We start from the raw sequence: 23,272 nt of genomic DNA on the forward strand, positions 1-23,272 counted from the left end.
TTAAACGATCATGTGAGAAGAGCAACCGGCAAGAAGTTGATTGACAGTTCAACCAGTCAAATGGCAGCCTGTCGATATCCGGTGCGACAGAAGACGGCTGTGCGCGCCCGGGAGAGATTGTAATGGGACTTGAACGCCACCCGCTTTCGCCGCGCCTTGCGCGCTGCCCGGAAGGCCTGCCGCGCGAGGCCTATGTCGACGCAGGCTGGTTTGCCCGCGAGATGGCGTCGATCTTTTCCAGCCAGTGGGTGATGGTCGGCAGGCTTGCTGATTTTACGCCGGGCCGCATGCGGCGGGTGCAGATGGGCACAGCACCAGTCATCGTTGCCCGCAGCGGTGATGGCGATGTGTCAGCCTTTCACAATTCATGCCCGCATCGCGGCTCCGAACTCTGCCGCGCGGAGGAGGAGCCCCTGGGCAAACTCATCCGCTGTCCCTATCACGCCTTCTCCTTCGCCGCATCCGATGGCGCCCTGGTCGCCACGGGCCATGCCGTGCCGACGTCCGACTTCGATCGCTCCGCACACGGGTTGAAACGCGTCGCGAGTCACGTGTGGAATGGTTTTCTCTTTCTCAATCTTGCAGCCGAGCCGGGCGAGTTGATGGCCGATGTGGGCCTCAACACCCTCGACAACTGGCCGATGGCGGAACTCGTCACCGGGCACCATTGGGAAACCGAGGTCGCCTGCAACTGGAAGACCTTCTGGGAAAATTACTCCGAGTGCCTGCATTGCCCGGGCATCCACCCCGAACTCTGCGACATGGTACCGATCTACAGCAAAGGGATCATGGGCCAGTCGGAGGCGCTGGGCTGGACGCCGGATGAACCCTCGCGGCCCAATCTGCGCGACGGCGCCAGGAGCTGGACGATGAGCGGTGATCCTTGCGGACCGGTGTTTCCAAATCTTTCCGATGCCGAACGTCTGGCAGGCTACAGCTTTGTCACTTTCTGGCCCACGACCTATGTCGTGGCGCATGTCGACTACGTGCGCTCGGTGCGCATCCAGCCGCTCGCACCGGAGCGCACCCGCCTCATCGCCGAATGGTATTTCAGCCCGGAGACGATGGCGCAGCCGGGCTTCGACGCAGCGGCCGTCGCCGGCTTCGCGAAGATCGTGATGGAGCAGGATGGCAAGGCCTCCGAGATGAACCAGCGCGGCATGTCTTCGCCCGCCTTCCGCGCGGCCCGCCTGATGCCCGAAGAATATGAAGTTCACCGTTTTCACCAGTGGGTGCTGAACAAAATGGAGACGCACGCATGACCGAATTGCCCTACGAGACGATTCCTGTTCCGAATGACTGGAACCGCAGGGGCCTGCCGGCCTGGACATATCATTCGCCCGCGCTGTTCGACCTCGAGCGCGAGAAACTTTTTCTCACCCACTGGCAGGTGGTTGGACATGTCGGTGACATGCCGGCCGCCGGAGACTGGCTCGCCTTCGACATGCTGGGCGAGCGCGCCGTCGTCATGCGTGGCAATGATGACGTGGTGCGCGCCTTCCACAATCTTTGCCGCCACCGGGGCGCCCGCGTCGTTGACGGCGAGAAGGGCCATTGCAAGGGTGCCATCGTCTGTCCGTTCCATGGCTGGGTCTATAATCTGGATGGATCGTTGCGTGGCGCGGCACGGCCGTCGAGCTTTGGCGAGTTGAAGCGCGAAGACTTCGGCCTGAAGCCCATCGAGATGGAAATCTTCCACGGCTTCATCTTCCTGCGTTTCAAGGACGGCCCGCAGCCGTCCGTCGCCGAATTGCTGGCGCCCTATGAGGCCGACTTCGCGGCCTATGGACTTGGCAATCTGCTGCCGGTGCGCAATCTCGACTGGACCGCGGAACTGCCGGTGAACTGGAAATCGGTGCGTGACGTCGACAACGAGGGCTACCATGTGGCGCTCGCCCACCCGAGCCTGCAGGAGCTTTATGGACGGACCTATCGCGACATGCACCTCAAGAATGGTCTTTCGGTGTCGATCGGCTGGTTCGATGAAGGCATGGCGCGCGGCTGGTCGGTGAAAAACTATGTCCGCATCTCGCCGCCGCGGCCGGATCTGCCGGCACACCTGCAGAAGGCATGGACCTATTACGGGCTGTTTCCCAATGCGGTCTTCGCCATTACGCCGGAAGGCGCGCAGTTCTATCAGGAGATTCCGATGGGCCCGGGCCGCACGCGGATCACCGGCCGCATGTATCGCTGGCCCGACGAGAGCCGCCAGACGCGGCTTGCCCGCTATCTCGCCTTCCGCATCGACCGCGCCACGTCGGCCGAGGACCAGCAACTCTCCATCTGGTCGAATGAGTCGATGAAATCGAAAGCCTTCGAGGGTTTCCACCTCTCCGACCTCGAGTACGGGTTGCGGCGCCACCATGATGGCCTGCGCAGATTGATGCCGGTCGTGACGCTTCCCGAGCCGCCATCGGAAAGCCAAATCTCCCGTTCGAACGAAGATTTAATTTGCCAGCCGTCCAACTCGTTCTAGGCTGACAAAAACAAAACCTTCCGGGAGGAATAGATGAAACTTACCCGACGTCACGCGCTCGCCACGATGGGTGCCGCCGCTGGACTTGCGATGCCCTATGTGCGCCGTGCACGTGCCGATGCCGGAACGGTGAACGTCTACAACTGGGCCGACTACATTGGCGAGAGCACCGTCGCCGACTTCACCAAGGAAACTGGCATCAAGGTCGTCTACGACATGTATGCCAGCACCGAGGAGATGGAGGCCAAGATGCTGGCGGGCTCGTCGGGCTATGACGTGGTGCTGCAGTCGGGCCTCGCCTTGCCCCGCATGGTCACGGCCAAGGTCTACCAGAAGCTTGACAAGGCAAAGCTCAGCAACTGGGGCAACCTCGATCCCGAGATCCTGACGATCCTTCAGGGCTTCGACCCTGGCAATGAATATGGCGTTCCCTACACCTGGGGAACGGTCGGCTTCACCTACAACATGGACCTCGTGAAGAAGGTGCTGCCGGACGCCGACTTCAACAGCCTCGACACCATCTTCAATCCCGACAATGCCCAGAAGCTCGCCTCCTGCGGCCTGTCCATCCTCGACAGCCCCAACGACATCGGGCCGGTCGTGATGAAGTGGCTGGGCATCGACCCGAACAAGGCCGGGCCTGATGACTACAAGAAGCTGGCCGAGGCCTTCGCCAAGATCAGGCCCTACATCGCCACCTTCGACAACACCAACTATCTTACCACCCTGCCCAACGGCGAGGTCTGTGCCGTCAACAGCTGGTCAGGCGACTATGGCGTGGCCAAGAAGCGCGCGGCGGACGCGGGCATAAAGCTCGATCTCGAATATTTCGTGCCGAAGTCCGGCGCTCCTGCCTGGTTCGACGTGTGGGCCATTCCCTCGGATGCGAAGAACGTCGACAACGCCTATGCCTTCCTCAACTACCTGCTGCGGCCCGAAGTGGTTGCCGCCGCCACCAACTTCATCGGCTATGCCAACGCCAACAAGGCGGCAACGGAGCTGGTCGACAAGGCGATTTCCGGCGATCCGGCGGTCTACCCGGATGCCGCCACCAAGGAGCGCCTGTTCACCCTTGCGCCGATGACGCCGGAGCAGGAAGAGGCACTCACCCGCACCTGGACTGAAATCAAGACGGGCGGCTGACATCATGGCCGCGGCGGGAGAGCCCTTCCTCAGGATCGACAACGTCTCCAAGTTCTTCGGTCCTTTCCAGGCGGTGAAGGACGTCTCGCTCGATGTGGCGAAGGGCGAGATCTTCTCGCTTCTCGGCGGCTCCGGCTGCGGCAAGACCACGCTGCTGCGCATGCTGGCGGGTTTTGAAGAGCCATCCTCGGGAAAGATCTTCCTCGACGGGCGCGACATGACCGGGGTTCCGCCATGGAGCAGACCCGTGCACATGATGTTCCAGTCCTACGCGCTGTTCCCCCACATGAGTGTGGAGAAGAACGTCGGCTACGGCCTGAAGCACGAGAGCATGAGCAGCGAGCAGAAGGCCGCGCGCGTGCGCGAGATGCTGGAGCTGGTGCAGCTCGTGCCCTATGCCACAAGGAAGCCGCACCAGATTTCGGGCGGCCAGCGCCAGCGCGTGGCGCTTGCAAGGGCACTCGCCCGCCAACCCAAGCTGTTGCTGCTCGACGAGCCGCTTGCGGCGCTGGACAAGAAGCTGCGCGAACGCACCCAGTTCGAGCTGATGTCGATCCAGCAGCGCACCGGCGTCACCTTCATCGTGGTCACCCACGACCAGGAAGAGGCGATGACCCTGTCCGACCGCATCGCGGTGATGGACAAGGGCGAGGTGAAGCAGATCGGCAGCCCCGGCGAAGTCTATGAATATCCCAACAGCAAGTTCGTCGCCGATTTCATCGGCTCGATCACGTCCTTCCCGGCAACCATCCTCGAACGCCAGGACTCGCAGCTTCGGCTGTCGGTACCCGCGCTGGGCGGCGAGGTGCTGGCACGCGACGTGCCGGGCCTGAGCGAAGGCCAGGAGGCGAGCCTCGCCATTCGGCCGGAGAAGTTGCACATCTCGAAGGAGCGGCCCGAAGGCCCCAATGCCTTCCAGGGCACGGTGAAGGACCTCGCCTATTTCGGCAAGGACAGCCTCTACCGCGTCATCCTGCCGTCCGGCGCACTGGTGCAGGCGCATGCGGTGAACGCCAAGCGTGGCGGCGAGGCGGCCCGCGCCGCCGACTGGGATGACCGGGTCTGGATTTCCTTCGTGCCGTCCTCCGCCATCGTGCTGGCGGAGTAGGATCGATGGAGGACTGGCAGCCGGCGCGCTGGTTCGACCGCAGGGGCTGGTCCGACGTGCTGATCGGCGCGCCCTATGTCTGGCTGCTGCTGTTCTTCCTCCTGCCCTTCCTGATCGTGGTGGCCATGAGCCTCGGCACCAAGACGCCGACGGCACCGCCCATCTCCTTTGGCGGCGATTATCCGCTGCTCAATTTCCAGGGCTATGTGCGCGCCGTCAGTGACACGCTCTACTTCCGCGCTTTCATCACATCGCTGGTCAGTGCCGGCATCGCCACCATCTTCTGCCTGCTCATCGGCTATCCCATGGCGCTGGGCCTCACCCGCGTGTCGAAGAGCTGGCGCAACATCCTGCTGATGCTGGTGATCCTGCCGTTCTGGACGTCTTTCCTGCTGCGCGTCTACGCGTGGATGGGGCTGATGGGCCGCTCCAGCTGGTTCAATGAAGGCATCACCAAGATCTGGAATGCCATCGTGCCTGCAGGCTGGGCCGTCGACTTCATGCCGATGATGCATTCGAACTTCGCCGTCGTGCTGGTGATGGTCTACACCTACCTGCCCTTCATGATCCTGCCGCTCTACGCGAGCCTCGAGCGCCTCGACCCGACGCTCGACGAGGCGGCACTCGACCTCGGCTCCAGGCCCTGGCAGGTGTTCCTCGACGTGACGTTGCCGCAGAGCATTCCCGGCATCGTGGCCGGCGGCATGCTGGTGTTCATTCCGGCGGCGGGCGAACTCGTGATTCCCACGCTCGTCGGCGATGCCTCGAGCCCGATGATCGGGCGGGTGATTTCCGACCAGTTCTCCTCGGCGCGCGACTGGCCGATGGCCTCTGCCATCGCAGTCGTGCTGCTGGTGCTGATGGTGGGGCCCGCCATGATCTACAGCCACTACCAGGCCAAGGCGGAGGGCTCCAAGTGAAGCGCCGCCACACCTTCCTTCTCAGCATGTTGGCGTTCGGCTTCGCCTTCTTCTACATCCCCATCCTCTCGATGATCGTCTATTCCTTCAACGCATCGCGGCTGGCCAGCGTCTGGGGCGGCTTCTCCACCAAATGGTATGTCTCGCTGTTCTCCAACAAGCAGGTGATCGATGCGCTGATCCTGTCGCTGGAGATTGCGCTCGTCTCCGCCACCATTGCCACCATTCTCGGCACCATGGCGGGCATCGCACTCGCCCGCTTCACCAAGTTCCGCGGGCGGCTGGTGTTCTCGGGGCTGGTCACCGCGCCCCTCATCATGCCGGAGGTGATCACCGGCATTTCCTCGCTGATGTTCTTCATCCTCATGGCACAGTGGATCGGCTGGCCCGCCCAGCGCGGCTTCACCACGGTGACGCTGGCACACATCACCTTCTCCATGGTCTTCGTCACCACGATCGTTCAGGCCCGCATGCTGCAGTCCGACCGCTCGATCGAGGAGGCGGCGATGGACCTGGGCTCTCGCCCCTGGGAGGTTCTGCGCGACGTGACGATTCCTGTCATTTCACCCGCCATCATGTCGGGCTGGCTCCTCGCCTTCACGATCTCGCTCGATGACGTGGTCATCACCTCCTTCACCACCGGCCCCGGCAGCACCACGCTGCCGCTGCTCATCTGGTCGAAGGTGAAGCTCGGCGTCACGCCGGACATCAACGCCCTGGCCACGCTGATGGTGAGCGTCGTCGCAGTGGGCGTCGTCATTGCCGGCATCGCCATGAACCGCGCCGAACACCGCCGCCAGCGTGACGAGCAGATGGCCTTCCGCGCCAATGGATGAAGCTCTTCGCCTGTTGCACACGCCGCTTGGCATCGCGGGCTCCGGCCGCGTGCGCTATGGCGCCGCCATGGAGCTGTTCCGCCGCGACGTGATGAGCGAGGCCCAGCTCGACGTCTATCGTGAGGCGTCGCCCTTCGACGCGCGCGACCCCGCCTTGCTTCTGGCGGAGCGAAGACTGCCACCCGCCCTGCCGCCATCCACCGGGCGGTGCGCCGCCATGAGCGCGCTGTTCAGCGAGGCACGGGACTATCTTGGATCCCTGTGGCATCCGGGCAGCGCGGAGGTGCAGGCCGGGCTGTCACGATGCGCGACCGAGGTGACGGGCGGGCCTGCAAGCTCGCACCCCGTGGCGGAGCGCTGGCTTCAGCCTGCCCTGCAGCAGGTGGAGATGACGCAGCCGCATCTCGCGCGGGCAATCGCCGCTGCCGCGCCACACCTCGCCTGGATCAGTTACGACCTCTATCCCCCCAAAGAGATTGGCGACAGCTTCGCCGAAGGTCACGCCTTTGCCCCCATTGCCGGCGGCGATGCCCCCTTGCGCGCGCAGGAATTCGAGCTCGGCCTGTTCCTGATCGCGCCCCATGTGCTTTATCGCGACCACTGTCACCCCGCACCTGAGCTCTATGCTCCGCTCACCGGCCCCCATGGCTGGCGCTTCGCGCCTGACAGGCCGCTCATCATCAAGCCGGCGGGAGAGCCGGTGTGGAACCCGTCGCTCCAGCCGCATCTGACGAAGGTGGGGCGCACACCCTTTCTCTGCATCTTCGCCTGGACGCGTGACGTGAATGCGCCCGCACGGGTGATACCGGCAGGTGACTGGAAGGAGCTGGAAGAACGGGTCATCGCATGAAGGGGCGGGCATTGGCCCCGGCGCATCATGAGCGTTGCCTCGGCACGGCGATTCGTGTTCTCGTCCTGCCCAGACGAGGAGAAGAACGATGATGCAGAATATCCTGTCCGCATGGTGGCTTTGGGCCGTGCCATTGGCCTTCGTGGCCGTGCTTGTCTATGCGCTGAACCCCAAGCGCAAAAAGGAATTTGAGGAAGAGGCCCGCGTGCCGCTGGAGGACGACCCTCCCGTCAAGTGACGCATCCTTGCCGGGGATTCGCGCAAGCTGTCTGCATGGCGCAGGCGCATTGCCCCGTGACGACGCTGGCGCCGTGAACGCCGTCTCCGAGTCTGATCGCTGCGCTTGACAGGAGCGGCACGCGAGTGTCTTCCTCCGGCTGAATGACGGAGCGACACGCAATTGGGAAAACTCACCCTTGCCCTCTATAACCGCCTGGCCGGACCGCTCTCGGCCGCGGGGCTGATTCTCGGTGCGCTGTTCTGGGCCGCTGCCCTGACGCCGAGCCTGATCCCGCGTGATGGCCTCTTGCAGGGTGCGATCGGCGGCTTGTGCTTTGCTGCGGGCTATGCGCTGGCTGTCGCCGTTCTGGCGCTGTGGGTGTGGCTCGGGTTGCCGGTTCTGCCAAGGCTGCTGTTGAATCCGATCCGTGTGCTGTCCGCCGTTGCCGCGGTCATCATCATGCTGGTCGCGGCCTTCAAGGGAGATGGCTGGCAGGACGAGGTGCGCCGCGCCCTCGACATGCAGCCCAATGGCGGAAACTGGCCGTTCATCCTCATCGCCGTGGGCCTGCTGCTCATCGTGGTGCTGATGCTGGCGGGGCGCTTCTTCGCGGCGCTGCGTGATTTCGTCAGTGCGCCCTTGCGCCGCGTGCTGCCGCCGCGGCTGGCTGTTCTCATCGCGGTGGTGCTTGCCTCCTGGGTGTTCTGGTCCATCGGCAACGGTGTCCTGCTCGATGCACTGCTGCGCGGGCTCGATTCATCCTACCGCCGGGTCGACGCATTGATCCCGCCGGAAGAGGCCCAGCCCGCGGACCCGATGAAGGCCGGCAGTGCCGCATCCCTTGTGCAGTGGGAAGATCTCGGTCGGCAGGGTCGGCTCCGCGTGCTGTCGCAACCGACGGCAACGGAGATCACCGCGATCACCGGCCACGAGGCGAAGGACCCGCTGCAGATCTATGTGGGCCTCAATTCCGCCGAGACGCCGCAGGAGCGCGCCGACCTTGCATTGGCCGAGCTGAAGCGCACCAACGCCTTCAGCCGCAGGTTCCTGGTCATTGCCTCGCCCACCGGCACTGGCTGGGTGGACCCAGCTTCCATGCTGCCGCTCGAGGTGATGACGGGCGGCGACCTCGCGTCTGTCTCGGTGCAGTATTCCTACCTGCCGAGCTGGCTCACACTGTTCGTCGATCCCATCTATGGCGAGGAGACGGCGGAGGCGGTGTTCGACACCATCTACGGCCACTGGCGCAGCCTGCCGCGCGACCAGCGCCCGCGCCTGTTCCTTTTCGGCCTCAGCCTGGGCTCGCTCAATTCGGATCTCGCCACCGATGCCTATGCACTGCTGGGCGACCCGTTCGAGGGCGCGCTGTGGGCGGGGCCACCCTTCGCCAGCCGCACCTGGAACCAGGTGACAGCGACGCGCGCAAAGGGTTCACCTGCCTGGCTGCCGCAGCCGCGCACGCCCGCCGTGTTCCGCTTCTTCAACGCGAGTGACCGCAGCGAGCTGGCGGCCCCTGGCTGGGGACCGGTGAAGATCGCCTATCTGCAATATCCTTCTGACGCGATCACCTTCTTCGAGACCGGCATGTGGCGCAGGGAGCCTGATTGGATGAAGGCGCCGCGCGGGGCCGGTGTTTCACCTGCACTCACCTGGTATCCCGGCATCACCTTCATTCAGCTCGCCTTCGACATGATGACGGCAACGACGGTGCCGAAGGGCCGCGGCCATGTCTATGCAGCGCGTGATTATGCGGCAGGCTGGCGCGCCCTCATCCAGCCGGAGAATTTCGGCGATGCCGAGATGCAGAAGCTCGACGACTGGATGGAAGCGAAGGATCTCTGAGAGCAATCACCCTGCCTCGTCTTCCACGTTCCGTCACCCCAGCGAAAGCTGGGGCCCAGCTTTCCGCGCCTTCACACAGATCAATTCGTAACGATTGCTTTTGGGCGTATCAGTAGGCATCTAGGACCCTAGCTGAGAGAGGAAGAAAGCCATTCAGCGGTCACCTGCGGCCTTTGTGCACCACTCTCTCTGCCATCATCCCTGCGAAGGCCGGGATCCAGCTGTCAACAAGCTCCAACGCCCAAAGCTGGACCCCGGCCTTCGCCGGGGTGACGCCAGGAAGGGGAGGGGTGGGGTGACGGCGTGACGGTGCGCCTACGACACCGCATTCGCATAATAGAAGGCAATCGCCTGCGAGCGGTTGTTGAGGCCGAGCTTCTCGTAAAGGTTCCGGAGGTGGAACTTCACCGTGTTGATCGATATATCGAGTTCGGCTGCAAGCTCGATGTTGGTGCGGCCCTTGGCCAGTGCGGCGAGCAGGGTCTTCTCGCGCTCCGTCAGGCTGTCGCGCGGGTCGCGCTTCAGCCCGCGCACATCCATGTAGGGAAACACCATGCGGCCCGCCGCCACCGTGGCGGCCACATCCAGCAGCTGCTGTTCCGGCGCATCGCGGGTGAGGAAGGCCGCCGCCCCCGCCGCCATGGCGCGGCGCGGCAGGTCCGGGTCGCTGCTGCCGGAATAGACGATGATGCGCGGAGCATCCGGCCGGTCACGCAAGATGCCCAGCAGCCGTTCGGCCCCCAGCTGCGGGATGGTCCAGTCCACGATGCCGATGTCGACCGGTACGCGCAGGCAGGATTCGAGGAAGCCCTCGGCCGTCTTGGAGGTGGCCACCAGGCTGAAGCGCTTGTCGCGCTCGAACAGGTCCGACAGGGCCTGGAGCATGATGGTGTTGGGGTCGGCAACGATGACACTGCGAATTTCTGTCATAAACCTACCCTATCGGGTGGGTGTAACCCCTGACAAGCGGAATTTACAGCCGGAAAAAATGGCAAAATACCCACCCTAACGGATGCCAAAAGGCTGGTTTTCCGGGTGTTTTCAAATTGCGCCTACCCGCCCATGGTGGGTGCAACAACAAAACACATGGGAGAAAATCAATGCCAGGAACTCGCGGCCTTTTCATTCCGGGCCCCACCAACGTGCCCCAGGCGGTCCGCCTCGCGATGGACATTTCGATGGAAGACCAGCGCGCGCCGGACTTGCCCGCCTTCACCCTGCCGCTCTTCGCCGACGTGAAGAAGGTGTTCAAGACCGAAAAGGCGCAGGTCTTCCTGTTCCCGGCATCGGGCACCGGTGGCTGGGAAGCCGCGATGACCAACACCCTGTCGCCCGGCGACAAGGTGCTGATCGCCCGCTTCGGCCAGTTCTCGCTGCTGTGGGCCGACATGTGCACCCGCATGGGCCTCGAGGTCGACGTGGTCGACGTGCCGTGGGGCGAGGGCGTTCCCGTCGAGATCTTCGCCGAAAAGCTCAAGGCCGACAAGGCGCATGAGTACAAGGCCTTGCTCGTCACCCACAATGAAACCGCCACGGGCGTGACCAGCGATGTCGCCGGCGTGCGCAAGGCGATGGATGATGCGCATCATCCCGCCCTCCTCTTCGTGGATGCGGTGAGCTCGCTCGCCTCCATCGATTTCCGCATGGACGAGTGGAACGTCGACATCTGCGTGTCGGGTTCGCAGAAGGGCTTCATGATGCCCGCCGGCCTCGCCATCCTCGCCGTCTCGGAGAAGGCGCTCGCCGCCCGCAAGGCCGCCGGCATGCGCCGCTGCTACTTCGATTTCGAAGACATGATGAAGACCAACAAGGACGGCTTTTTCCCCTATACCCCGCCGCTCCACATGCTCCGTGCACTGAGGGCCGCGACCGACCTGCTGCTTGACGAGGGCCTGGACAACGTCTTCGCCCGCCACTTCCGCCTCGCCGAGGGCGTGCGCCAGGCCGTTTCGGCCTGGGGCCTCAGGCTCTGTGCCGCAGCACCGAAGTGGCACTCCGATACGGTCAGCGCCATCCTGCTGCCCGAGGGCTTCGACAGTGCAGCCCTCGTGCGTCATGCCTACACCCGCTACAACATGTCGCTCGGCATGGGCCTCAACAAGGTGGCGGGCAAGGTGTTCCGCATCGGCCACCTCGGCGACCTCAACGAGATCATGTGCCTGCAGGCGATTGCCGGTTCCGAAATGGCCATGCGCGACCTCGGCGTGCCGGTGACGGCAGGTTCGGGCGTGGGGGCAGCCATTGAATATTATCGCGGCGCCACGACTGCCGCTTCGCTGAAGAACGCGGCCTGAGGAGACAAACATGGACATTCATGAGTATCAGGCCAAGGAAATCCTCGCCCGCTTCGGCGTGGCCACGCCCAAGGGTGCGCTCGCCTACAGCCCCGAGCAGGCAGCCTACCGCGCGCGCGAAATCGGCGGCAAGCTGTGGGTGGTCAAGGCGCAGGTGCACACTGGCGGCCGCGGCAAGGCCGGCGGCGTCAAGCTCTGCCGCTCGGAAGACGAGGTGGCCGATGCCGCCGACGAACTGCTCGGCAAGAAGCTGGTGACGCACCAGTCCGGCCCCGCCGGCAAGATCGTCGGCCGCATCTACATCGAGGGTGGCGTCGCCATCGCCAAGGAGCTCTATCTGGGCTTCGTGCTGGACCGCAAGTCCGAGCGCGTGATGGTCGTCGCCTCCTCCGAGGGCGGCATGGAGATCGAGGAGATCGCGGCGGAGAAGCCGGACTCCATCGTCAAGGTCAGTGTTGAACCCGCCGTTGGCATGCAGGCCTTCCAGGCGCGCGAGATCGCCTTTGCGCTCGGCCTCAAGCCGTCGCAGATCCAGTCGGCTGTCAACGCCATCATGGGCTGCTACCGCGCCTTCGAGGAACTCGACGCGACGATGCTGGAGATCAATCCGCTGATCGTCACGGAAGACGACCATGTCGTGGCGCTCGACGCCAAGATGACCTTTGACGACAACGCGCTGTTCCGCCACCCGGCCGTCGCCGAGCTCCGCGACAAGAGCCAGGAAGACCCGCGCGAGACCCACGCCAATGACCGCGGCCTCGCCTATGTCGGGCTTGCCGGCAAGATCGGCTGCATCGTCAATGGTGCGGGCCTCGCGATGGCCACCATGGACATGATCAAGCTGGCCGGCGGCGAGCCTGCCAACTTCCTCGACATCGGTGGCGGCGCAACACCCGAGCGCGTGGCCAAGGCCTTCAAGCTCGTCACCATGGACAAGAACGTCGAGGCCATCCTCGTCAACATCTTCGCCGGCATCAACCGCTGCGACTGGGTTGCCGAAGGCGTGGTCCAGGCGCTGGAGAAGAGCCCCGTAAACGTGCCGGTCATCGTGCGCCTGGCGGGAACGCATGTGGAGGAGGGCCGCCGCATCCTGGCGCGCTCAGGGCTCCCCATCATCCGTGCCAATACACTGGCCGAAGCCGCCGAGCGCGCGGTGGCAGCCTGGAAGAACAACGCCAACACCGTTGGCCTCAAGGTGGTGAACGCATGAGCATCCTTCTCGACCGTACCACGCCGGTTCTGGTGCAGGGCATCACCGGCAAGATCGGCTCCTTCCACGCAAAGGAAATGCGCGAATATGGCACCAACATCGTTGGTGGTGTGACCCCCGGCAAGGGCGGCACCATGCAGGACGGGCTTCCCGTCTTCGACACGATGAAGGAAGCCGTGGCGAAGACCGGGGCCGCCGCCTCGATCGTCTTCGTGCCGCCGCCCTTCGCGGCCGACTCCATCATGGAATCAGCAGATGCCAACATCCGCCTCTGCGTTGCCATCACCGATGGCATCCCCAGCCAGGACATGATCCGGGTGAAGCGCTACATGCGCCGCTACAGGGCGGAAAACCGCATGCGCCTGATCGGCCCCAACTGCGCGGGCCTCATCTCGCCCGGCAAGGCGATGATGGGCATCATGCCGGGCAACATCTACATCCCCGGCAACGTCGGCATCGTCGGTCGCTCCGGCACGCTGGGCTATGAAGCCGCCGCACAGATGATGGAACTCGGCATCGGCGTTTCCACCAGCGTGGGCATCGGCGGTGACCCGATCAACGGCTCCTCGTTCAAGGACATCCTCGAACTCTTCGAGGCGGATCCCGAGACCCATGCGGTCGTCATAATTGGCGAGATCGGCGGCCCGCAGGAGGCAGAGGCCGCGGAATACATCCGCGACCACATGACCAAGCCGGTGATTGCATATGTCGCAGGCTTGTCGGCGCCCAAGGGCCGCAAGATGGGCCATGCCGGCGCCATCATCCAGGCCTTCGGCGAGGGTGCCTCCGAGAAGGTGGAACTGCTGCGTGACGTGGGCGTTGCCATTGCGCCGACCCCTGCCGAAATCGGCAGCACGGCGCAGAAGGTCCTCAAGGCGGCGTGAGGTATCCATGAACCTGCCTCTGGAAACCCCCATGCGCCTGGGGCGCAGCACCACCGCGTCCGGCACGATCAACATCGTGCCGGAGCTCCGCTCCTACCGTTATGATCCCAAGCCCTGCCGCCTCTCGGCCATGCAGATGCTGGTGCTGCAGCTCGTGTGCTGCGGCCTCGCCGACAAGGAAATCGCATTCCTCCTCGGCGTGTGCAGCGCGACGGTGAAGGCTCACATGTCTCGCGCCATCCGCGAGATGGGTCTTTACCGCCGCCACCAGCTGGTGCGCTATGTCTTCGAGAACGGCCTCTTCGACCCCGAAGCGGCGCAGGCCGAAATCCTGCGCCGGCGCAAAGCCGCCTGACCTTTTACATTAGGAACAATCATGAGCTTCTTTAACGTCGAACAGGCGAAAGCCCGCCTGAACCGCAGCGAACTGGCCGTCCCCGGCAGCCAGCCCCAGATGTTCGAAAAGGCGGCGAAGTCCGCTGCCGACGTCGTGTTCCTCGATCTCGAGGACGCGGTGGCGCCCGATGACAAGGCGCAGGCCCGCAAGAACATCATCCAGGCCATCGGCGACATCGACTGGGGCAACAAGGCCCTGTCGGTGCGCATCAACGGCCTCGATACGCACTACATGTATCGTGACGTGGTCGATGTGCTGGAGCAGGCAAGCGATCGCCTCGACCTCATCATGATCCCCAAGGTCGGCACCGCGTCGGACGTCTATGCGGTGGACATGCTGGTGACCCAGGTCGAGACCGCGAAGAACCGCAAGAAGCGCATCGGCTTCGAACTCATCATCGAGACGGCCCTCGGCATGCAGAACGTGCACGAGATTTCGGCGGCTTCCAAGCGCAACGAGTCGCTGCATTTTGGCGTTGCCGACTATGCGGCCTCGACGCGCGCCCGAACCACCTCGATCGGTGGCGCCAATGCCGACTACGCCGTGCTCACCGAGCCGTTGGCGGATAATTCGCGGCAGGTGCACTGGGGTGACATGTGGCACTATGCCATCGCCCGCATGGTGGTGGCGGCACGCGCCAATGGCTTGCGCCCCGTCGATGGTCCCTTCGGCAACTTCTCCGACCCCGATGCCTTCAAGGCTGCCGCAGCGCGTGCCGCCGTGCTGGGCTGCGAAGGCAAGTGGGCCATCCACCCCTCGCAGATTGCGCTCGCCAACGAGGTGATGAGCCCGTCGGATGCCGAAGTGACGCGCGCCCGGCGCATCCTCGAAGCGATGAAGGAGGCGGAAGCCCAGGGCAAGGGTGCCGTCTCGCTCGATGGCCGCCTGATCGACTATGCCTCGATCCGCCAGGCCCAGGTGCTGGTCGAGAAGGCGGCGCAAATCGCCGCCCATTGAGGTGCAAGGCGCGGGGGGCAGTCCCCCCGACGCCTGTTCCTAAGCGAAAATTCGGTTTCGGTGAGCCCCTGCGCTGACCTATAATGGCCCCCTGCACCCGTTGGAGGGCTCGATTGAAAGATCCATATGACATTCTGGGCGTGGCCAAGACCGCGACGCCTGACGAGATCAGGTCGGCGTATCGCAAGCTGGCCAAGAAGCTGCATCCAGACCTCAACCCCGGCGACAAGTCGGCGGAGGAGAAGTTCAAGCAGGTGGCCGGCGCCTATGACCTGTTGTCGGACACCGAGAAGCGCCGCCGCTTCGATGCGGGCGAGATCGATGCCACGGGCGCTGAGCGCCAGCATGAGCGCTATTACAAGGACTATGCGGAGGCAGCCAGCGGTCGGCGCTACCAGAGCGCCTCGTCGGGCTTCGATGATTTCGCCCAGCAGGATGATTTCCTCGCCGAGCTGCTGCGCCGCCGTGAGCAGCAGGCCCGCCGGGCACCAGGTGCCGACCGCTCCTATGAACTCGAGGTCGATTTCCTCGATGCCGTGAACGGCGCCACGCGCCGCATCACGCTGCCGGATGGCGGCTCGCTCGACGTCACCATTCCGGCGGGGATCGAAGAGGGCCAGGTGCTGCGTTTGCGCGGCAAGGGTGCGCCATCTCGCGGCGAAGGCCCACCGGGTGATGCACTGGTGGCCATCACCATCCGCCCGCACCGCTTCTTCAAGCGCGAGGGCGATGACATTATCGTCGAGCTGCCCATCACCATTTCCGAAGCCCTGCTGGGCGGCAAGGTGAAGGTGCCCACGACGACAGGGGCCGTGATGGCCACGGTACCGAAGGGCTCCAACACCGGAACCACGCTGCGCCTCAAGGGCAAGGGCGTTCCGAAGCGGGGTGGCGGCCATGGCGACGAGCTGGTGAAGCTCAAGGTCATGGTGCCGAGCGAGCCTGACCCTGAACTCGAAAAATTCCTCTCCGGCTGGACGCCGGGGTCCAGCTATGATCCGCGTCGGGACATGCAGTCATGATCATCCCCAGAACCGAATTTCTGCTTCGCACCCACCTCGACCAGCAGACGCTGGAAGTGTGGATCCAGGAAGAGTGGCTGTCGCCCGAACAGGCAGACCCCGAGCCGCTGTTCTCCGAGGCCGACCTCGCACGCGCCGGATTGATCCGCGACTTGCAGGGCGACCTGGGCGTCAACAAAGAAGGTGTGGGCGTGATCCTCAATCTCGTCGACCAGATCCACAGCCTGCGTTGGGCGCTCTCCAACCGGATCGGAAGCACCAAGACGGAGGAGTGATTGGCTGCTTCGGCCTCCCCCACCTTTCATCGCGCCCGGGCTTGACCCGGGCGTCTTTTCTGGCGGCCACCACAAGGATGCCCGGGTCGAGCCCGCGCAGGATGAGTTGAGGGACGAGCGCGTGAGTTGAATTCAGAACCAGCTCGCACCCAGCTGCCGCGCCCTGTCCAGCAGGGCGCGGCGCGTGGCATCGTCCTCCATCACGTCATACATGATCTCGAGCTGCGACTTGGGGATGCCGCAATAATTCATGATGCCGACATTGAGCTGAACCCGCATCGCCTCGTCGTAGCCGCGCTTGGCATAGGTCTCGGGGCCACCTGATGCCGTGCCGATGAGCAATGCCGCGTTGAGCTTCAGCTTGCGTGAGCCATAGGCCCAGCCATTGTTTCACACGCGGTCGATCCAGCCCTTGGTGGTGGCGGGGAAGGACCACCACCACACCGGAAACACGAAGGCGATCGCATCATTGCGGGCAATGCGCGCCTGCTCGGCCAGCACATCCGGTGAATAGACCTTCTCATTGTCATCCCAGTCCGGCTCGTCATCGACGGGCAGCCGCGGGTCGAAGCCCTCGGCGCGGAGATTGGCGAGCTCGGGCACATGGCCTGCGCTCCGCAGTCCCGCCATCAGGCTGTCTGCCACGGCACCACAAAAGGAGTCCCGCCGCGGATGATCGAACACCACCAGCACTTTCATCTCCATCTCCTTTCACCCGCGAGGGTCTATGGCTTGTTTGGCTGCTGCCGCATCTTGAAGGATGGCACGACGCCGAAGCGCTGCCGATAGGCCTTGCGCAGCGCAGCCTGGGACTGGAAGCCGCAGGCCACCGCAATTTCCATCAGCGACATGTCGGTTTCCGAAATCAGGCTGTGCGCCTGGTCAACGCGGATGTCCCTCAGCCGCGCGGCGGGTGACGTCTTGAGGCGATCGTGGAACAGCCGCTCCATCTGCCGCCGGGACAGGCCATGCCTGGCCGCCAGGTGCTCGACATCGATGTCCCCGGCGAAGCCGGCGCGCATGTCGTTGAGGATGGCAGAGAGCTTGGGATGCCGCACACCAAGCTCGGCGGCAATCGAAAGCCGCTGCTTGTTGCCCTCCCCGCGCGGGATGCCATGGAGGCACATCTCGGCGACCTTGGTGGCAAGCCCCGTGCCGTGGTTTTCCTCGATCAGCGACACCAGCAGGTCGATGCCCGCATCGCCGCCGCCGCAGGTGATGATCTGCCCGTCGCGGCAGTAGATCTGGTTGGTGATGGGAAGATCGGGGAAGATCTCCTCAAAGGCCGGCTGGTTCTCCCAGTGCAGGGTGAAGCGCTTGTCCTGCAGCAGGCCGGCGCGTGCGAGCGTGAAGGCGCCGGTGCAGACCCCGCCGATGGTGCGGCCATGCCGTGCCTGGTCACGCAGCCAGGAGATCGTGCGCTGTGACGCTGCGAGATAGCCATCGACACCGGAGCACACGAACACCGTGTCGCCCGACTTCGTCTCCGTCAGCCCGCCGTCCACCACGATCGAGACGGCATTCGAGCAGCGCACGGGCAGTGCGTCCTCCGACAGCAGGTACCAGCGATAGAGGCATTTGCCCGTCAGCTGGTTGGCGATGCGCAAGGGTTCGACTGCGGCGGAAAAGGCCAGCATCGTCATCTTCGGCAGCATCATGAAATAGAAGTCGCGGGTTGCCGCCGGCTGGCCGAGCGAAAAGAAGGCCGCCCCCTTGCTCACGAAGCGGTCGCGGTCCGCCTCGCTCAGCTGTGTATCCGTTGTCGTGGCGTCTCGTAGCATCATTCAACCCGACCCGGCGCAGACCGGGCTTTGCGAGCCCGACTGTATCACGCCGCGCTGGCCGGAACAGCCTTCGTAGGCGGCCTGCCTTTTCCGGCCATGGCTTCCGTCCTTGCCCACGTGACGGGCGTGCCTTATCCAATATTGGTCCTATCGGAGTCTGGAGCGGCCGGGATGGTGGATGAGCTGAAGTCGACGGGCGTATCGAAGCAGAGGCTCGATGCGCTGACGGATGGCGTCTACGCCTTTGCCATGACGCTGCTGGTGATCAGCCTCGATCTGCCATCGGGCGATCAGGTGTCCAACACCGATCAGCTGCTCGCCCTGCTGGGGCAGTTGCAGGACAACCTCCTCGTCTATGTGATCTCCTTCACCGTTCTCGGTGCGCGCTGGCTGAGGAACGCCAGGGACCATGGCTCGGATGGCTGGTGCAGCAACGGCTATGCCTGGGCGGTGATCGTCCACCTGTTCTTCGTGACGCTCACGCCCTTCGCCACCAAGCTCGTCGGGCTCTATGGCGATCTCTGGCCGGCGATCTGCCTCTATGCGGCGGTCACCGTCTTCGCGGCCCTCTCCTCACGGCGTGCTGCCGAACTGCTGGCAGCACAGGAAACGCCGGGCAAAGCCGTGGGGGGCAGGTTCGATCTCACGGTTCTGATCGTCACCGCACTGCTGTCCTGTGCGCTAGCCTTCGTGGCGCCGCGCTACAGCATGTATGCCTATCTGCTCAACGCGGCGAGCCCGTTCCTGCAGCGCATCTTGCGTCGCGCCTAGGAGCACTGGTTCAGCGCAGCGTCAGTCCACCATCGATGGTGATGATTTCGCCGGTGGTGAAGCTGGCCGCGCCCGATGCCAGATAGACGGTGGCGCCCACCAACTCATCGACACTGCCGATGCGGTTCTGCACGGCGCCCTTCGCCCATGAATTGTTGACGACGTCCGGGTGCTCGCGCAGCACCTCCTCGGTGAGTTCCGTCAGGATGTAGGCGGGCGCGATGGCATTGACCCTGATGTTGTGCTCGGCCCATTCGGTGGCCAGGCACTTCGTTAGCATGTGCACACCGGCCTTCGAAACATTGTAGGCGGCATGGCGGAAGGGCCAGTTCACGATCCGGCCGGACATGGAGCCCACCGAAATGATGGAGCCGGATTTCTGGCGGATCATCTGCTGCCCCACCGCGCGCGACATCAGGAACACGCCATCGAGGTTCACTGCCATGGTGCGGCGCCAGTCGTCGAGGGTGCAGTCCTCCGCGGCGGCGGGCAGCACGATGCCCGCATTGTTGACCAGAATGTCGATGTGGCCCCAGCGTGCGGTCACCTCATCGGCGATGCGTTGGGTGTCGGCCTCGCTGGAGACATCGGCCTTGATGACCATTGCCTCGCGGCCCTGGGCGCGGATCGAGGCCGCCACGGCCTCGGCGCGGTCCACCGTCTCGCGCACCATGATGGCAACATTGGCGCCATGGGCTGCAAACCCTTCCGCCAGCGCCTTGCCGATGCCGCGAGAGCCGCCGGTGACGATGGCGGTCTTGCCCGCGAGACTGAAGATCGCACGATAGTCGGCGGTGGCGGACATGTTGTCTCTCCCGGGTTTGTTCGGTTGTAATCAGAAGGCTTCGCGCATGATGGTGAGGTAGTCGGCGGCGGCGGGCGTGCGCGGATTGGTGGCGTGGCAATGGTCCTTCAACGCCTCTTCCGCCACATGCCGCATCATCTCCTCGGTGAGGCCAAGCGCACCCAGCCCGGCGGGAATGCCGATGGCGCGGTTCAGCTCCGCGATGGCCACATCAGGTGGCTGCCCGAAGAAGGCGGTGAGCCTGTCCCACTTCGGCCCGATGGCCTCACGGTTGAAGCGCAGCACGGCGGGCATCAGCACCGCGTTCAGCGTGCCGTGGTGCAGGTTGAGCTGGCGGATGGCGCCCAGCGGATGGGTGAGTGCATGGACGGCACCCAGTCCCTTCTGGAACGCCATCGCGCCTTCCAGTGCACACATCATCATGTCGGCGCGCGCCGCCTTATTGGCTCCGTCGCGCACCGCAGCGGCCAGCGAACGCCAGCCGCGCACCAGCCCGTCGAGTGCGATGGCATCCGCCGGTGGGTTGAAGGCCGATGCCATGAAGGTCTCGAGGCAATGCGATACCGCGTCCATGCCGGTGGCGGCAGTGAGGAAGGGCGGCAGCCCATAGGTGAGCTCAGGGTCGCAAAGCGCGATCGACGGCAGCATGTGGGGCGATATGATGCCGAGCTTGCGTCCCTCGGCGGTGATGATGACGGCGGCGCGGCCCACCTCGGAGCCCGTGCCCGAGGTTGTCGGGATCGCGATCATCGGGCAGATGCGCCCGTGGATGCGTGACAGGCCGCCGGCCACCAGCGTGTATTGCGCCAGCGGGCTATCATGGCCGGAGAGCAGGCGCACGCCCTTGGCGAGGTCCAGCGCTGATCCGCCGCCCAGCCCGACAACCCCGTCGCAGCCGGCCTGCCTGTAGAGTGCATGGGCCTCGAGCACCGCGTCCTCGGTCGGGTTGGCCGGGGTTGCGTCGAACACGATGGGTGGCGTTCGCAGCAGACCGGCGATCCGCTCAACAAGCCCAGTCGCCACCAGGCCGCGGTCGGTGCAGATCAGGGGGTTCTTCACGCCCAGCAGGTCGAGGGACTCCTGAAGGCGCTTCACCTCGCCTTCGCCGAACTCCACGCGGGTGAGGTAGGAGATGGTGCTCATGAGCCGTCTTTCTGCTTGTCAGGCCAACTGATATATGAGTTACTAGGCACAGATCGGTGAATGACTGTCAATCACCTTCTGTATGTAGACCAAGCTATTGAAATCAATGTCGATCAAGCCATCGGGCAAGCCAGATAAAATATATGAGTTGCTGCGCCGGGATATCGTGCGCCTGGACATGGCGCCGGGCGCCCCGATTTCCGAGAAGGACCTCTGCGCGCGCTTCGAGGTGTCGCGGACACCGGTGCGCGAAGCCCTCCAGCGACTTGCCGAGGAAGACCTCGTCGACATTCTCCCGCATTCGGGCACCTGGGTGAGCCGCATCTCCTTCGCGCTGGCGGAGGAGGGCTTCGTGCTGCGTCGGGCGCTGGAAATCGAAAGCGTGCGCCGGGCCTGCAGCACGATCACCGATCAGGACATGGCTGAACTCGACGCGCTCGTCGCCGCCATGCGCCGCATCCTCGATGAGGACCGGCTGGCCGACTACCTCGAGATCGACGATGCCTTCCACGCAGCGATTGCGCGGATCAGCGGCTACCCGCGCATCTGGAAGTTCATTGGCCTCGCCAAGGTGCAGCTCGACCGCATGCGCCAGCTGTCAGCACCGGTGCCCGGCCATCTGGCCGAGGTGACGGAACAGCATGCCGCCATCGTGCAGGCGCTGGCGCGGCGCAATGTCATGCAGGCCGAACTCGCGATGCTCATCCATCTTGATACGTCCTTCGAGGTGATGGCTGCCATCTATCCCGGACAGCCCGAGCTCTTCGCGGATGCCGTGGCCAGCACAGAGAACGAGAGGGTCGGATGAACGGTTTGAAGGCGTCCTATGACGTGGTGATCGTCGGCGCTGGCGTGGGTGGCGGGGCCATGGCCAACCGGCTGGCCCGCGCAGGCGTCAGGGTGCTTGTCATCGAGCGCGGCACCAGGCTGCCGCGCGAGGCCGACAACTGGAGTGTGAAGGCTGTCTTCCACGACCGCAAATATTCGACGCGCGAAACCTGGCGTGACCGCAGCGGCGCCGAGTTCACGCCATCGACCTATTACTACGTCGGCGGCAACTCGAAGTTCTTCGGCACCGCCACGCTGCGCTTTCGCGCGCAGGACTTCGAAGGCATGGAGCATGAAACGGGCACCACCCCGCGCTGGCCCGTAGGCTACGCCGAGTTCGAACCCTATTACGCCATCGCCGAGCAGCTGATGGGAACCCATGGCGAGGCGGGCCTCGACCCGACGGAGCCGCCGCGCTCGGGCCCCTTTCCGCATCCAGCGATCGGGCACGAACCGGAGATCGAGGCCCTCAACACGAAGCTTCGCAAGAAGGGGCTTCATCCCTTTCCGCTGCCGGTCGCGATCGATCTTCATCCGGGCGGCATATGCATCCGCTGTCGCACCTGCGATGGCTTTGCCTGCAAGCTCGGCGCCAAGAACGATGCCGAGGTGCGCCTCGTCGATCCGGCCCTTGCCACCGGCAACGTCGATCTCATTCTCGAAACCTTCGTGCATCGCTTCATCACCGATGCCTCGGGCCGCAGGGTGACGGGCATCGAGGTGGAGCAGAAGGGCGAGCGCAAGGTCATCGCGGCGGAGGTCTTCATCTCCAGTGCCGGCGCCATCAATTCGGCGGCCCTGCTGCTGCGCTCCGCCAATGAGCGGCACCCGAAGGGGCTTGGCAATTCATCCGACCAGCTGGGCCGCAACTACATGGCCCACAACAATACCGCGATGATGGCGGTGAACCCGCTGCGCCGGAACAATGTCGTGTTCCAGAAATCGCTGTGCATCAATGATTTCTATCTGAAGAACGACGTGAAGCCCTATCCCCTCGGCAATGTCCAGGGCCTCGGCAAGCTGCAGGGCGGCATGCTGACGGCCAACATGCGCTGGGTGCCGGAGAGCCTGATGAGCTGGTTTGCGGAGCGCAGCGTGGACTGGTGGATCATGTCCGAAGACCTGCCAAGCCCCGAAAATCGCGTCACCGTCGATGGCGACGGCAAGATCCGTGTCTCCTATACGCCCAACAACCTCAAGGCCCATGGCGAGCTGGTGCGCCACTGGACGGGGCTGATGAAGAGCATGGGCTATCCCATCGTCATCACCCAGAAGATGGACATCACCGTGGCCATGCACCAGTGCGGAACCGCCCGTTTTGGAACCGACCCGAAGACCTCTGTGCTCGATACCAACTGCAAGGCATGGGACCTCGACAACCTCTATGTGGTCGACGCATCGTTCCTGCCGTCATCCACCGCGGTGAACCCCTCGCTCACCATCGTCGCGCAGGCAGTGAGGACGTCGGACCATCTGCTGAAGGATGTGTTCAAGACCGCTTGAGTCT

The 23,272-nt window shown here is 64.2% G+C and carries 23 protein-coding genes and 1 pseudogene; 19 read left to right on the top strand and 5 right to left on the bottom strand.

The features are described from left to right. Positions 1 to 122: 122 nt before the first annotated feature. From WCJ41_RS03895 to WCJ41_RS03935, 9 genes are all read left to right on the top strand, one after another. Positions 123 to 1,262 (top strand): aromatic ring-hydroxylating dioxygenase subunit alpha, encoded by a 1,140-nt coding sequence (locus tag WCJ41_RS03895; protein ID WP_336904521.1) that lies wholly within the window; start codon positions 123 to 125, stop codon positions 1,260 to 1,262. Beyond that, a complete protein-coding gene (locus tag WCJ41_RS03900; protein WP_336904522.1) occupies positions 1,259 to 2,476 on the top strand; it encodes an aromatic ring-hydroxylating dioxygenase subunit alpha in 1,218 nt (405 codons plus the stop codon). The genes WCJ41_RS03895 and WCJ41_RS03900 overlap by 4 nt, the downstream gene beginning before the upstream one ends. Before the next feature lie 33 nt (positions 2,477 to 2,509). Continuing rightward, a complete protein-coding gene (locus WCJ41_RS03905) occupies positions 2,510 to 3,619 on the top strand; it encodes a polyamine ABC transporter substrate-binding protein (RefSeq protein WP_336904523.1) in 1,110 nt (369 codons plus the stop codon). A 4-nt stretch (positions 3,620 to 3,623) separates the two neighbouring features. Then, positions 3,624 to 4,727 (top strand): ABC transporter ATP-binding protein, encoded by a 1,104-nt coding sequence (locus WCJ41_RS03910; RefSeq protein ID WP_336904524.1) that lies wholly within the window; start codon positions 3,624 to 3,626, stop codon positions 4,725 to 4,727. A gap of 5 nt (positions 4,728 to 4,732) precedes the next feature. Then, positions 4,733 to 5,647, top strand: a complete 915-nt coding sequence (locus tag WCJ41_RS03915; RefSeq protein ID WP_336904525.1) for an ABC transporter permease — start codon at positions 4,733 to 4,735, stop codon at positions 5,645 to 5,647. A 26-nt stretch (positions 5,648 to 5,673) separates the two neighbouring features. Further along, complete coding sequence (locus WCJ41_RS03920; RefSeq protein WP_336904574.1) at positions 5,674 to 6,483, top strand: ABC transporter permease subunit; 810 nt, start codon at positions 5,674 to 5,676, stop codon at positions 6,481 to 6,483. Next, positions 6,476 to 7,333 carry a dimethylsulfonioproprionate lyase family protein gene (locus WCJ41_RS03925; RefSeq protein ID WP_336904526.1) on the top strand — a complete coding sequence of 286 codons (858 nt, stop codon included), beginning with the start codon at positions 6,476 to 6,478 and terminating at the stop codon, positions 7,331 to 7,333. The genes WCJ41_RS03920 and WCJ41_RS03925 overlap by 8 nt, the downstream gene beginning before the upstream one ends. A gap of 88 nt (positions 7,334 to 7,421) precedes the next feature. Next, on the top strand, positions 7,422 to 7,571 hold the full coding sequence (locus tag WCJ41_RS03930; protein WP_336904527.1) for a cbb3-type cytochrome c oxidase subunit 3: 150 nt from the start codon (positions 7,422 to 7,424) through the stop codon (positions 7,569 to 7,571). A 162-nt stretch (positions 7,572 to 7,733) separates the two neighbouring features. Next, entirely contained in the window at positions 7,734 to 9,395 is a 1,662-nt protein-coding gene (locus WCJ41_RS03935; protein ID WP_336904528.1) for an alpha/beta-hydrolase family protein, read from the top strand. A 315-nt stretch (positions 9,396 to 9,710) separates the two neighbouring features. On the opposite strand, the gene WCJ41_RS03940 is transcribed toward WCJ41_RS03935, so the two are convergent. Continuing rightward, on the bottom strand, positions 9,711 to 10,325 hold the full coding sequence (locus WCJ41_RS03940) for a response regulator transcription factor (protein WP_336904529.1): 615 nt from the start codon (positions 10,323 to 10,325) through the stop codon (positions 9,711 to 9,713). A 170-nt stretch (positions 10,326 to 10,495) separates the two neighbouring features. On the opposite strand from WCJ41_RS03940, the gene WCJ41_RS03945 reads away from it, so the two are divergent. The 7 genes from WCJ41_RS03945 to WCJ41_RS03975 all read left to right on the top strand — a co-directional run bounded on the left by WCJ41_RS03945 (position 10,496) and on the right by WCJ41_RS03975 (position 16,434). Continuing rightward, positions 10,496 to 11,689 (top strand): aminotransferase class V-fold PLP-dependent enzyme, encoded by a 1,194-nt coding sequence (locus WCJ41_RS03945; RefSeq protein WP_336904530.1) that lies wholly within the window; start codon positions 10,496 to 10,498, stop codon positions 11,687 to 11,689. A 10-nt stretch (positions 11,690 to 11,699) separates the two neighbouring features. Continuing rightward, complete coding sequence (locus WCJ41_RS03950; protein WP_336904531.1) at positions 11,700 to 12,899, top strand: malate--CoA ligase subunit beta; 1,200 nt, start codon at positions 11,700 to 11,702, stop codon at positions 12,897 to 12,899. Beyond that, positions 12,896 to 13,783 carry a succinate--CoA ligase subunit alpha gene (gene sucD, locus WCJ41_RS03955; protein WP_336904532.1) on the top strand — a complete coding sequence of 296 codons (888 nt, stop codon included), beginning with the start codon at positions 12,896 to 12,898 and terminating at the stop codon, positions 13,781 to 13,783. Before WCJ41_RS03950 ends, sucD begins: the two co-directional genes overlap by 4 nt. Positions 13,784 to 13,790: 7 nt before the next feature. Next, positions 13,791 to 14,138, top strand: a complete 348-nt coding sequence (locus WCJ41_RS03960; RefSeq protein ID WP_336904533.1) for a LuxR C-terminal-related transcriptional regulator — start codon at positions 13,791 to 13,793, stop codon at positions 14,136 to 14,138. Between the two features lie 21 nt (positions 14,139 to 14,159). Continuing rightward, positions 14,160 to 15,137: a CoA ester lyase gene (locus WCJ41_RS03965; protein WP_336904534.1), complete on the top strand. Its 978-nt coding sequence runs from the start codon at positions 14,160 to 14,162 to the stop codon at positions 15,135 to 15,137. An 83-nt stretch (positions 15,138 to 15,220) separates the two neighbouring features. Continuing rightward, a complete protein-coding gene (locus WCJ41_RS03970) occupies positions 15,221 to 16,159 on the top strand; it encodes a J domain-containing protein (protein ID WP_336904535.1) in 939 nt (312 codons plus the stop codon). Further along, positions 16,156 to 16,434, top strand: coding sequence for a chaperone modulator CbpM (locus tag WCJ41_RS03975; protein ID WP_336904536.1), 279 nt, complete (start codon positions 16,156 to 16,158; stop codon positions 16,432 to 16,434). Before WCJ41_RS03970 ends, WCJ41_RS03975 begins: the two co-directional genes overlap by 4 nt. Positions 16,435 to 16,566: 132 nt before the next feature. Here WCJ41_RS03975 and WCJ41_RS03980 read toward each other — a convergent pair. Beyond that, positions 16,567 to 17,139 (bottom strand): annotated as a pseudogene (locus WCJ41_RS03980) (NAD(P)H oxidoreductase). Between the two features lie 20 nt (positions 17,140 to 17,159). Then, entirely contained in the window at positions 17,160 to 18,218 is a 1,059-nt protein-coding gene (locus WCJ41_RS03985) for a GlxA family transcriptional regulator (protein ID WP_336904537.1), read from the bottom strand. 171 nt (positions 18,219 to 18,389) lie between these two features. On the opposite strand from WCJ41_RS03985, the gene WCJ41_RS03990 reads away from it, so the two are divergent. Continuing rightward, entirely contained in the window at positions 18,390 to 18,989 is a 600-nt protein-coding gene (locus tag WCJ41_RS03990) for a TMEM175 family protein (protein WP_336904538.1), read from the top strand. 10 nt (positions 18,990 to 18,999) lie between these two features. On the opposite strand, the gene WCJ41_RS03995 is transcribed toward WCJ41_RS03990, so the two are convergent. Next, on the bottom strand, positions 19,000 to 19,794 hold the full coding sequence (locus WCJ41_RS03995; protein WP_336904539.1) for an SDR family oxidoreductase: 795 nt from the start codon (positions 19,792 to 19,794) through the stop codon (positions 19,000 to 19,002). 30 nt (positions 19,795 to 19,824) lie between these two features. Then, complete coding sequence (locus tag WCJ41_RS04000; RefSeq protein ID WP_336904540.1) at positions 19,825 to 20,937, bottom strand: iron-containing alcohol dehydrogenase; 1,113 nt, start codon at positions 20,935 to 20,937, stop codon at positions 19,825 to 19,827. A 106-nt stretch (positions 20,938 to 21,043) separates the two neighbouring features. Here WCJ41_RS04000 and WCJ41_RS04005 point away from each other — a divergent pair, with 106 nt between their 5' ends. Further along, positions 21,044 to 21,745, top strand: coding sequence for a GntR family transcriptional regulator (locus WCJ41_RS04005; RefSeq protein ID WP_336904541.1), 702 nt, complete (start codon positions 21,044 to 21,046; stop codon positions 21,743 to 21,745). Further along, positions 21,742 to 23,268 carry a GMC family oxidoreductase gene (locus tag WCJ41_RS04010; protein WP_336904542.1) on the top strand — a complete coding sequence of 509 codons (1,527 nt, stop codon included), beginning with the start codon at positions 21,742 to 21,744 and terminating at the stop codon, positions 23,266 to 23,268. Before WCJ41_RS04005 ends, WCJ41_RS04010 begins: the two co-directional genes overlap by 4 nt. Positions 23,269 to 23,272: the final 4 nt, after the last annotated feature.

Source organism: Aestuariivirga sp., assembly GCF_037139295.1.
Classification (GTDB): domain Bacteria; phylum Pseudomonadota; class Alphaproteobacteria; order Rhizobiales; family Aestuariivirgaceae; genus Aestuariivirga.